The 12642-nt window shown below is 29.6% G+C and carries 10 protein-coding genes; 2 read left to right on the forward strand and 8 right to left on the reverse strand.

From position 1 onward, the window contains the following. Positions 1-154: 154 nt before the first annotated feature. From CDIF1296T_RS17590 to CDIF1296T_RS17625, 8 genes are all read right to left on the reverse strand, one after another. A complete protein-coding gene (locus CDIF1296T_RS17590) occupies positions 155-3724 on the reverse strand; it encodes a DNA polymerase III subunit alpha (RefSeq protein ID WP_003436251.1) in 3570 nt (1189 codons plus the stop codon). Positions 3725-3880: 156 nt separating this feature from the next. Further along, positions 3881-4828, reverse strand: coding sequence for a DNA-binding protein WhiA (gene whiA / locus CDIF1296T_RS17595; protein ID WP_003436252.1), 948 nt, complete (start codon positions 4826-4828; stop codon positions 3881-3883). Positions 4829-4844: 16 nt separating this feature from the next. Continuing rightward, complete coding sequence (locus CDIF1296T_RS17600; RefSeq protein WP_003416968.1) at positions 4845-5270, reverse strand: NUDIX hydrolase; 426 nt, start codon at positions 5268-5270, stop codon at positions 4845-4847. 68 nt (positions 5271-5338) lie between these two features. Beyond that, positions 5339-6445 carry a gluconeogenesis factor YvcK family protein gene (locus tag CDIF1296T_RS17605; protein WP_018112591.1) on the reverse strand — a complete coding sequence of 369 codons (1107 nt, stop codon included), beginning with the start codon at positions 6443-6445 and terminating at the stop codon, positions 5339-5341. A gap of 11 nt (positions 6446-6456) precedes the next feature. Next, positions 6457-7314, reverse strand: a complete 858-nt coding sequence (gene rapZ / locus CDIF1296T_RS17610) for an RNase adapter RapZ (protein WP_003416961.1) — start codon at positions 7312-7314, stop codon at positions 6457-6459. A gap of 30 nt (positions 7315-7344) precedes the next feature. Beyond that, on the reverse strand, positions 7345-8058 hold the full coding sequence (locus CDIF1296T_RS17615) for a PHP domain-containing protein (protein WP_003436256.1): 714 nt from the start codon (positions 8056-8058) through the stop codon (positions 7345-7347). Positions 8059-8061: 3 nt separating this feature from the next. Then, the gene (gene murB, locus CDIF1296T_RS17620; RefSeq protein WP_009898639.1) at positions 8062-8976 is read right to left on the reverse strand and encodes a UDP-N-acetylmuramate dehydrogenase; all 915 of its coding nucleotides are present in this window, start codon (positions 8974-8976) and stop codon (positions 8062-8064) included. Positions 8977-9248: 272 nt separating this feature from the next. Next, positions 9249-10019: a formate/nitrite transporter family protein gene (locus CDIF1296T_RS17625; RefSeq protein WP_009898641.1), complete on the reverse strand. Its 771-nt coding sequence runs from the start codon at positions 10017-10019 to the stop codon at positions 9249-9251. 317 nt (positions 10020-10336) lie between these two features. Between CDIF1296T_RS17625 and cls the strand changes: the two genes are divergently transcribed. Together cls and CDIF1296T_RS17635 are read left to right on the forward strand one after the other, a co-directional pair. After that, positions 10337-11818 carry a cardiolipin synthase gene (cls, locus tag CDIF1296T_RS17630; protein WP_003429110.1) on the forward strand — a complete coding sequence of 494 codons (1482 nt, stop codon included), beginning with the start codon at positions 10337-10339 and terminating at the stop codon, positions 11816-11818. Positions 11819-12135: 317 nt separating this feature from the next. Beyond that, positions 12136-12633: an NADH-quinone oxidoreductase subunit NuoE family protein gene (locus CDIF1296T_RS17635; RefSeq protein WP_003416946.1), complete on the forward strand. Its 498-nt coding sequence runs from the start codon at positions 12136-12138 to the stop codon at positions 12631-12633. The last annotated feature ends 9 nt before the right edge of the window (positions 12634-12642 follow it).

The following is a 12642-nucleotide window of genomic DNA, read 5'->3' on the forward strand; positions in this document are numbered from 1 at the left end:
TTCTAATGGACTTTTTTTGTCCCTATATCACTTTTTAATCCCATCAAGACTAAAAAAATTAAATGTCCTTAAATGTCCATTTTGTGATATTATATCACAAAACGGACAATATTTTTCATATTATTATAATATATTTAGATTTTTATATAAAAAATCAAGCTTTTACTTTTATGTTATCTTTAGGAAGTAACTCTTCTAAGTTATTTATAAATTCATCACATATACAAGTCAATGCCCCGGTCATTTTATATGCTTTACGTTTACCATTTATATTTTCATCCATAGGGTACAAGTATATACTGTCATTACCTGGATATTGTTTGGCTATTTCTACAATATTATTAGTTGTATCAGTATCAGACATACTATCTATTTTCAAATACAATTTTTTACCACTTTCTGGCTTAATATTTTCTACATTTCTAGTTCTTCCTGAATTGTAGTTTCTATCTGCAAAGTCAGTATCATCATTTATATCTTTTATCTCTCTAGCTATAAGTTTTGCATTTTCGCCTTCTTTTATACTTAATGTTCCTTTTACATATATTATATTATCTTCATTCAAAATGACATTATACTTTTGTAATAATTGAGGAAAAACTATTATTTCTATAGCACCATACAAATCTTCTAATTCAATAAATGCCATAATTTCATTTCGTTTTGTTGTTTTAATAGTTTTAGTTACAATCATTCCACCCATTATAACATCTGTTTCATTCATTTGTAGGTATGACTCTTCTTCCTCTTTTAATGAATTTAATTTTCCATTATCCATAGATGTTTTTTCTTGTAGTTCTTTTTCAAATTGTGATAAAGGATGTCCACTTACATACATTCCCAAGACTTCTTTTTCAAGGTTAAGTCTCTCTCTTTCTTCGTACTCTTGCCTTTTAGGCAAACTGTATATTTGTTGAAAATCACTATCTTCCTCACTATCTCCAAAAGCATCAAATAAAGAAATTTGACCTTGAACATTTTTCTTTCTATCCATAGATACACTTTCTAATAAACTTTCATAACCAGCCATCAGACTAGCTCTATTTTCACTTATATTATCAAAAGCTCCACATTTTATTAGACTTTCTATTACTCTCTTATTTGTATCTTTTTGGTCTAATCTTTTGACTAAATCTACTAAATCTACAAATAATCCATTAGATTCTCTTTCAGCGATTATATTGTTTATTATATTTACACCAACATTTTTTACAGCTGCTAGACCAAATCTTATATTGTCGCCTTCAACTGAAAACTTTGAAAAACTTTTGTTTATATCTGGAGGTAATACATCTATTTCTAGTGCTTTACATTCTCTTATATACTCAACTACCTTATCAGTATTTCCCATTACACTGGTTATCAATGCTGCCATAAATTCAACTGGATAATATGTTTTTAGATAAGCTGTCTCATATGCTAAAACCCCATATGCAGCTGCATGTGATTTATTAAATGCATATCTAGCGAAGTCTATCATGTCATCAAATATTTTATTAGCTATTTCCTCTTCTACACCATTTCTGATACACCCTGCAATTTCTATATTACCATCTTCATCAAATTTACCATGAATAAAATATTGTCTTTCTTCTTCCATCACGTCCATCTTTTTCTTACTCATGGCTCTTCTAACTAGGTCACTTCGTCCATAACTATAACCACCTAAATCTCTAACGACCTGCATAACCTGCTCTTGATATACCAAACAACCATATGTAACTTCCATTATAGGCTTTAATTTTTCATGTAGATATGTTACATCTTTTGGGTTGCTTTTATTTTTTATATATGCAGGTATAGAATCCATTGGACCTGGTCTAAATAGGGATATTCCCGCTACAATATCTTCAAAATTGTCTGGTTTTAGCTGTTTCATAAAACTTCTCATGCCAGCACTCTCCAATTGAAACACCCCTAGTGTATTTCCTGATGAAAGCATTTCATATACTTTCGGGTCGTCATAATCCATCTTTGAAAAGTCTATTTTTTCTGTGTAGTTTTTTATAACTCTATTTTTTTCTATTAAATCAAGAGTATCTCTTATAACTGTAAGAGTTCTTAGCCCAAGAAAATCCATCTTTAAAAGCCCAAGTTCTTCAAGTGTTGTCATAGTAAACTGTGTTGTGATTGCATCTTGATGTTTGTACAAAGGTACATATTCATCTACGGGATTTTTTGATATAACAACTCCTGCTGCATGAGTAGAAGCATGTCTTAGCATTCCTTCTATCTGTTTTGATATATTTATTATTTCTTTTGTTTCCGGGTCTTGGTCATACAATTCTTTAAGATTAGGATTTGTATCTAGGGCCTTATCTATTGTCATTCCTAAAGCAAATGGTATTTCCTTGGCTACCTTGTCAACTTTATTGTAGCCTATATCCAATACCCTTCCAACATCTCTTATTGCAGCTTTTGCACCCATTGTACCAAAAGTTATTATCTGGGCTACATGGTCATCACCATATTTTCTCTTTACATAATCTATAACTTCTTCTCTTCTCTCATAACAAAAATCTATATCTATATCTGGCATGGATATACGTTCTGGATTTAAAAAACGCTCAAATAATAGAGAGTACTTTATTGGGTCTATGTCAGTTATTTTAAGTGTATATGCTACTATAGAACCAGCCGCACTGCCTCTACCTGGTCCTACTATAATATTATTTTCTTTAGAAAAATTTATAAAATCCCAAACAATTAAAAAATACTCTACATAACCCATTTTTTCAATTACATCTAATTCATAATTTAATCTCTCCAGTATCTCATTGCTAGGATTATCATATCTCTCTTTTAATCCATTAAAACACAACTCCCTTAAATAAGTTTCTGGTGTATATCCTTCTGGAACATCATACTTAGGAAGATGTATAGTATTAAAATCAAACTCCACATTACACATATCAGCTATTTTCACAGTATTGTCAATAGCCTCTAATGCATATGGAAATAATTCTTCCATTTCTTCTCTTGATTTTAAATAAAACTCATCACTACCAAATCTCATTCTATTTGGGTCATTTAATGTTTTTCCCATTTGAATACACATAAGAACATCATGTATTTTCGAATCTTCTTTATTTACATAGTGAACATCATTAGTAGCAACTAGTGGTATACCAGTCTCTTTTGATAATTTTACTAAACCAGAGTTTACTTCTTTTTGCTCAGGTAAATTGTGATCTTGAATCTCCAAAAAGAAATTTTCTTCTCCAAATATGTCTCTGTAGTCAAGAGCAAATTGTTTTGCTTTTTCATAATTTCTATTCATTAAAGCACGTGCTACATCTCCTGCAAGGCATGCAGAAAGTGCTATAATCCCTTTGTTATGCTTTTTAAGTTCTTCCATGTCAACTCTAGGCTTATAGTAAAAACCTTCTACGTATGAAGTTGAAACTATTTTTATTAAATTTTTATATCCTTCCATATTCTTAGCTAACAGAACTAAATGTCCTTGATATTTGTCATAGTTTGGGTCTTTATCTCTCAATCCACGTGCAGCTGTATAGACTTCGCACCCTATAATTGGCTTTATTCCTTCTTTTATAGCTGTTTTGTAGAAATCTATAACACCAAACATACAACCATGGTCAGTTATAGCTATTGAGCTCATGTTTAGTTCCTTAGCCCTTTTTATAAGTTTTTTCACCCTCGAAAACCCATCAAGTAAACTATACTCAGTATGTACATGAAGATGAGCAAAATCTTTGTTCATTAAATCACCTCCTGCTTTATAATTTTAATTTTACCACAAATATATGTCCTAAAACAAAAACAGAGACTTTTATCTCAAAATAGGAATTAACTTCAACGTATACCATTATATGTTATAAATTAATGCTTATTCTGAGATTGTCCCCTCAATTTATTGCTATGATTTTTTTTTCAAATCTGTTGCAATTTCTTCTATTTTTCTAAGTCTATGATTGACTCCAGATTTTCCTATTGGTGGTTCTAACATCTCTCCAAGTTCTTTGAGAGTCATATCCTCATACTCGATTCTAATCTTAGCTATCTCTTGTAAATTTTCTGGCAAACTGCTAATTCCTATAGTCTCTTGTATGAGCTTAATATTTTCTACTTGTCTTACTGCTGCATTTACTGTTTTAGAAAGGTTAGCTGTCTCACAATTTACTATCCTGTTTACATTATTTCTCATTTCTTTTACTATTTTAGTATTTTGAAGACTTAAAAGAGCGTGGTGTCCTCCTATAATACTCAACAAATCTGATATTTGTTCACTCTCTTTGATATAAACAACGTGATTATTTTTTCTAGCCACAATTTTACTATTAAAACCTAAAGAGTTTATAAGTTCTTTTAGAGAATCTGCAAACTCCTCATTATTAGTTACAAATTCCATATGATAGTTCTTTTCTGGGTCGCTTATAGAACCTCCACCAAGAAAAGCTCCTCTTATGAAAGCTCTCTTACATCCTTCATGCTTAATTAAGTTCTCTGAAATTTTGTTTATAGTAAAAAATCCTTCTTTATCTTCAAGTATACCTAACTTTTTTAATAACATCTCTGAACCCATTTCGCTTGTTACCATTAATACATAACTGTTATTTCTCTTTAGCATTTGATTCTTATTTACTGAGATTGTAGTATTAATATTAAAATTCTTTTTTAATAATTTAAATACTTTACGGGCTATTGAATTTAACTCTGTTGTTATCTTTAGATTTAGCTTCTTATATCCAACAATTTGTATACTTCCCCCTGATTTAACTAGAGCTGACAATTCAGCTATATTACAACATTCATTCCCAGATATAACTCTTGCTAGTTCATTTTTGGTTTCAGTTGAAAAAGACATATCTATCACCTATTAACTAATTTTTCTTTAACCTTTTTTTTATTTCTTGTAAGGCAACCTTTATTATCTCCTTTTCATCATCATACCTAGCTAAGTCTACTACTCTATCTAGGTGGATAAATTTAGCATCAATAAAGCCTTCCTCTTTTTGTGGAATAGTATCCATATTCTTTGCTTGCATCAAATACCAAAAAACTGTTTTATGAACTGCTCTATTTTCATCCCAGTTTTCTTTGAATGTATAGTGTATTTCACCTAAATATTTCAATATATCTGCTTTTACTCCAGTTTCTTCACTTACTTCACGTAATGCTGCCTCTTGGTTATTTTCCCCTTCTTCTACTTTTCCCTTGGGTAACACCCAATCTCCATTGAACTTCCTTAGTAAAAGAATCGTATTGCCAAACAGGACTACACCACCAGCACTAACCTCTTCTCTCATCGATGTTCACTCCTTAAAACTAACATAATGATAAGGATTTCTACACAATTTTTTAAAATCCTTTTTTACTAACTTTTGTTGTAATTATGATTTAGGGCTAACTCAATAACTATGTTAGATATATACTTTGCATCATGTCTTATATAATTATTTTTTATTTCAATTAAATTCTTCTCTACAGTTTTTATACCCATCTCTTTTAATTTATCTTTTTGCTTTTTATCTAACAAGACTTGCTCTGCTCCATCTTGTTTATATAAGTCAAGCATTTCTTCTGGCAATATCTCATTATTTGCGATTACATAATCTATTAAATTCTCATCAGTGTGTTTTACTATAGCATTAACATGCTCTAATACATTGTACCCTTCTGTCTCACCTGGTTGAGTCATTATATTTGCTATATATACTTTTGGAGCTACAGACAATTTAATAGCGTCTACAATCCCCTCTACAAGTAAATTGGGTATTATACTTGTATATAAACTTCCAGGACCCATAATTATAATGTCAGCATCATAAATAGATGCAATAACATCCTTTAATGGTTTTACATCTTTTGGATTTAAAAAAATTTTATCAATAGAGCTTTTTTGAATTTTTGACTCTTCAGGTATACTAGATTCTCCATTTATTATATTGCCATTTTCTAATTTGGCAACTAAATTTACATCTTCCAAAGTTACTGGTAAAACTCTTCCTGTTATAGCAAAAATTTCACTTAATTTATATACAGCTTTTTCAAAGTTTCCATACAACCCATTCATAGCAGCCAAAAACAAATTTCCAAAACTCTGACCTTTTAAAAGCCCTTCTGTAAACCTATATTGCATAACTTCATTCATTGTTGGCTCTATATTTGCAAGTGCTAATAAACAGTTTCTTATGTCTCCCGGTGGGAGCATTCCTAAGTCTTCTCTCAATACACCTGAACCTCCACCATCATCAGCAACAGTTACAATTGCAGTTATATTTTGCGTAGTGTGTTTAAGGCCTCTTAAAAATACCGATTGACCAGTACCTCCACCTATCACAACCACATTTGGTTCTCTATTTTCAACAATAGACCTTTGAAATAGTTTTACTTTTTCATTTTTTGCTTTTTTATATATAAATAACGATACAATTAATGCAATCCAACCTAAAATTCCTACAATAATAAGTAATTTAGCCATGTTTGCCTCCATTATCGCAACATAGAGTCTCTATGTTTCTTTACAACTCTATATCCCTTATTAGATAAATCCTCCGCTATAAGATTTGTTATAGTAACTGACCTATGTCTTCCACCTGTGCATCCAACACCAATTACTAGATGTTGTTTTCCTTCCTCTATATATTGAGGTACTAAAAAATGAATCATATCTAAAAGTTTCACATAAAATTCTTCACTGATTTTAGAATTCATAACATAATCTCTAACTTCTTTATCATCACCAGTTTTAGCTCTTAACTCTTCAACATAATAGGGATTTGGAAGAAATCTTACATCAAATACTAAATCTGCATCAGCAAGTATACCATGTTTAAATCCAAAAGATACTACAGAAATAGTTAGGTTTGGATTATCTTCACCAGAAGAATATATTTTCTTTATTTCTTCCTTAAGGTCTTTAGGTTTCATGTTAGTTGTATCAATTATACATGTAGATAACTCCTTTAAAGGTTCCATTATCTTTCTTTCCATTTTTATACCTTCTGGAATCTGCATATCTTTTGCCAATGGATGATTTCTTCTTGTCATTTTATATCTCTTTAACAATACATCATCATTACAATCCAAATATACCATTTCATATTCATAATTTTCTTTTTCTAAATAATTTAAGCTTTCATGAAGCGCTTCAAAAAACTTTCTCCCTCTTATATCTATCCCTAGAGCAACTTTATCAATACTTGAATTTGGTTGATAACATAATTCTGCAAATTTAGTTATCAAAGCAGGAGGTAGATTATCTACACAATAAAATCCCATATCCTCTAAAGCTCTCATTGTCTCACTTTTTCCAGATCCTGAAAGACCTGTAACTATAACAAATTTCATTGCTAACTCCTCCCTTTTATCTTATGTTTATTATATTATAATGTTTTCTACTAACGATATATCCAGATTAGAGTCAGATATAGTCTTCATAGCTAGTTCAAAATCACCAACTCTTTCTGGACAATGTGCATCTGAGCCTATTATAAATTTATTTTCTAGCCCTTTTATTTTATTTAATTGATTTACATTCAAAAAAGAATGGCTACTATTTATCTCAAGTCTAGTATTTGTCTTTTTTGCTGTCTTTGCTACTTCTTCTATATACACATCGCCTTTATCTCCTGGATGAGTAATTATAAAAATATCATTATTACTTATCGCATTTATTACAGCTTTTGTATTATATTCTTTTGCTTTTTCAGTTTTAAAAATATAGTTATTACAATGATTTAATAAGCTTCTTAATGATGTTGGAGTAGAACCAAAGTGATATCCAGCCATAATATAATCAAAATCTCTAATAAATTTATCATCCATATCTATATTTCCTTTATCATCTAATATGTTACACTCCATACCTAAAAGTATATTTATATCAGTGTACTTATCATTTAAATAATCTACTTCTTCTCTCATTTTGAGAATATCTTTTTTCTTTACACCATATGCAATATGTTTATAACTATGGTCAGATATTCCTATTGTTTTTATTCCTTTAGAAATGGCTACCTTTACATTATCCTCAATAGTCCCTTTGCCATGACTATATAATGTATGTGTATGATAATCAGCCAGTATTTTCATTTGTTAATCCTCTCCAAGTATTTTGACTTCTTCTTCCAACATAACCCCAAACTTGGCATATACAGCACTTTTTATAACATATATTAAATCCAAAATATCTTTAGCACTTGCTTCTCCTTGATTGACTACAAATCCACAATGCTTCTCAGATACTTGTGCTCCTCTTAAAGTAAGACCTCTCAATCCAGTTTCTTCTATTAATTTACCTGCAAAATATCCTGTTGGTCTCTTAAATGTACTTCCTGCACTAGCAAAATTTAATGGCTGTTTAGTTATTCTTCTCGTCGCTAAATCATCCATTAAACTTTTTATTTCATCATAATTTCCTTCTTGTAACTCTAATTCTGCTGATAAAGCTATATATCCGTTTTTCGATATTATACTTTTTCTATACCCAAATTCCATCTGTTCATTTGATAATTCAAATATATTGCCTTCCATATCCATCAGTCTTACTGACTTCACTATGTCCTTCATTTCACCACCATATGCTCCAGCATTCATGGCTAATGCTCCTCCCAATGTGCCAGGTATTCCTGATGCAAACTCAAACCCTTTTAATTCTTGCTTTTGGAGAGCTTTCCCTAAAACTGATAATAAAGCTCCTGACTGAGCAGTCATCCTAGTATCATTTATCTCATAAGAATTGAAATTATCAGCTAATTCTATTACCACTCCTCTTATTCCACCATCTTTAATTAAAATGTTTGAACCATTTCCAATTATTAAATACGGAATAGATTCTTTTTTTACCAACTTAAGTACATTTTTTAATTGTTCTTCAGTTCTAGGTCTAACTAATATATCTGCTGGTCCTCCTACCCTAAATGAAATATGTTTTTTCATAGGTTCATCGACTTTTATATCCTCTTTACTTAATATATTTAATAAATTTATATATATATCTTGATTATTCATTGTATTTCCTCCCAAATTATACTGAACTTTAGCTGTCATTATTATTTAAATTACATTAGTATATAGTATTAACTATATTCAATAATATATGATTTTGCTTATCATATAGATTTTATATTTTAAGCTTCTTAATTACAAACTATATTCAATAAATATATAATAAAGTAAAAAAAAAAAAATAACAACATATAAAAGAATATAAATAATTTAAAAAAAGCATCAATATCACTGATATCAATGCTTTAAAAGGCAATTTAATTCGTATTATTTATCTAACTATTTTTGACATAGCAAAGATAATAAATCCCTCCAACTACTATGGAACCTCCAACGATATTTCCAAGCGTTACAAATACCAAATTAGTTATAAATTGAACCATAGTTATATTTGCTCCTAATGCCATTCCCATTGGTATAAAAAACATGTTTGCAACACTATGTTGGAATCCACATAATACAAATAGCATTATTACTGTCCAACATGAAGCCAATTTTGACATTATATCTTGAGATGCTGTAGCCATCCATACAGCTAAAACGACTAGAATATTACAAAGTATTGCTTTTAAAAACATTGATGCTATAGTTGAATTAACCTTAGCTTCTGCCACAGCTATAGCTTTTGTAGCTGCATCTCCTGTCAATGTAGAAGAATAAAACACAAGTGCAACTAGCAAAATTGAACCTACTAAATTTGCAAAATAAACCAGTCCCCAGTTTCTTAACATTTTTCCTAATGTTATTTTTTTGTCCATAAGTGCAATAGCCATTAATGTGTTTCCAGTGAATAATTCTGCTCCTGCCACTACTACAAGCATAAGACCTACTGGAAAGACCATAGCACTTAAAAAGCTAGCTACCCCTGGGTCTACCTTGCCAAAAGTTTGACTAACTATCATACTCCCCAATGCCCCAAAACCTATAAATGCTCCTCCAAATAAACCTAATAGAATTGCATTTTGTGTCGAAATATTTGCTTTTTTAATGCCTGCACTTATAGTTGCTTGTGCAGTTTCCCCAGGTGTCAAGAATCCTTTACTCATAAATCCTTCCCCCTTAAAAATTATACTTTCCCTTGTCTTTTTATGGCAATAATTATATAATAACAATATGATATATAATAAATTTTATTAACATAAAAAATATACTATATACTTATATATACTTGTCTCATATAATTATACTATTTATTATATAACAACTTTGTTAATTTCGAAATAATTTATATTGAATTTGAAAAATTTACCTTTTGATTATTTATTTTACTTTTTAATTATTGAGGTATTATATATAATAGATATATGTTTGTGTTATTATATATAATTACTTATTTTAATAAATATTTGAAGGAGGGAATTTTATGTTTGATATATCATTTTTCGAAATGTCAATATATGAAATAGCAGTTACTACAATATATATAATTAATTTCATGGTTATACTAAACCTTATCTTTAGAGAAAAAAGAAACATAAATACAACTTTAACATGGCTTCTTATATTAGTATTGATTCCTGCTCTTGGATTCATACTTTATATAGCTTTTGGCAGAAATATTTCAAAAAACAATATGTTTAGATTGAAAGAAAAGGATGATAAGATAATCAAAAGTAATATACTAGATACTCAGGTTAAACTCCAATCTACATCTGAAATTGATTCAGATATACATCAACATAAGGATATGATTTATGCATTGGCTAATTCAAATAATGCTCATTATACCAATAATAACGATGTGTGGATTTATGCTGAATCTAGTCAATTTTTTAACAGTCTTCTTGAAGAACTTAAAAAAGCTAAAAAATATATAAACATACAATTTTACATTTTCAAAGATGACAAAATCGGAACTGAAATAATAGACATTCTTATAGACAAAGCTAAAGAAGGTGTTGAAGTAAGACTTTTATTTGATGCAGTTGGTGGTAGAACACTAAAAAATAGTACACTTTCCAGACTTAAAGAAAGTGGTGTTAAAGTTGGAAGCTTCTTCCCATCATTCTTGAAAATTGTAAACTTTAACTTAAACTATAGAAATCACCGAAAAATTGTTGTCATTGATGGTAAGGTAGGATTTGTAGGTGGATATAATGTTGGTGATGAATATTTAGGTAGAAATCCAAAATTTGGTCTATGGAGAGATACACATACTAAGCTTACTGGTGATTGCGTAATTGACCTAAATATGAGATTCATCCTTGATTGGAGATATACAACTAAAGAAGATTTAGATTTAGAAAAGTACTTTATAGAAGAAGATACAAATTCTAATCATCCTTCTGAAAATATTGGGATTCAGATAGTATCAAGTGGTCCAGATATATCAGAACTTGATGAGATTAAATATGGTTACCTTAAAATGATTCAGAAAGCTAGAAAGTATATATACATACAGAGTCCTTATTTAATACTTGACTCAACTTTTATAGATACTTTAAAAATAGCTTGTTTATCTGGTGTTGATGTGAGAGTGATGATTCCTTCTAAACCTGACCATCCCTTTGTATACTGGGCATCATATTCATATGCTGGAGAACTTTTAAAGTTTGGAGCTAAAATCTATACTTATGGTCAAAATGCATTTTTACATGCTAAGACAATAGTTATAGATGACTCTATATGCTCTATAGGAACAGCTAATATGGATATCAGAAGTTTTGAGCTTAATTTCGAAGTTAATGCATTTATGTACTCTTCAAAAAAAGCATTGGAACAAAGAATTATATTTGAAAATGATATTTTAAATTCTAAGGAAATAACATTAGATATATATAATTCTAGGTCTACTTATATAAAAATCAAGGAATCAATTTCAAGACTATTATCAGCAGTTTTATAAATCTTTTATTTTATAAAAATTTTACATTTTGGTTTATTTTTTAAAGTTTTTTATATGTATTATTTTTTTTTTATTGAATTTAGCTCATTTTTTTTATTTTTTTTAACTATTCTGAATTATTTTATATTATAATAGACTAGTATAGTTTTTATTTTTAATAGGTAACTTTTTTGCATTGTTTTTATAAATAAAGAAATTGTTGTATATTATTCTTTCTTTATTGTTTTGGTTTTGTTCACCCACATAATGTTGGGGTCAACTCATGGTTAATTATTTTATGAAAAATAATAACTTTAAAAAGAAAAGGGGGATTTGTTATGTGCGATTTTATTTCACACAACAAGCAATTATTTGACGAACTAGATATATTTATTGACTCTCTTGCAACAAAGGAAGGTGCGTTAATACAAGTTCTACATGAAGCCCAAGGTATATTTGGATATCTTCCAAAAGAAGTTCAACTTCATGTTGCTAGAAAACTTGGAGTAGCTCCTGCAAAGGTATATGGGGTTGTTACATTCTATTCTTATTTTACTACAGAACCTGTAGGTAAGTATAAAATCAGTGTCTGTCTAGGAACTGTATGTTTTGTAAAAGGTGCTGACAAAATCTTAAGTGCTTTTGAAAAACAGCTTGGCATAAAAGTTGGAGAAACTACTAGTGATTTTAAATTTTCTTTAGAAGGTTTAAGATGTTTGGGGGCATGTGGTTTAGCTCCAGTTGTTACTGTAAATGGTAAAGTTTATGGTAAAGTGAAACCTGACCAAGTAAGCGAAATATTAGATACTTATAGAGAATTAGAATTGAATTGTTAAGAGGGGTGA

Origin of the sequence: Clostridioides difficile ATCC 9689 = DSM 1296 (genome assembly GCF_001077535.1) — a bacterium.
GTDB lineage: Bacteria > Bacillota > Clostridia > Peptostreptococcales > Peptostreptococcaceae > Clostridioides > Clostridioides difficile.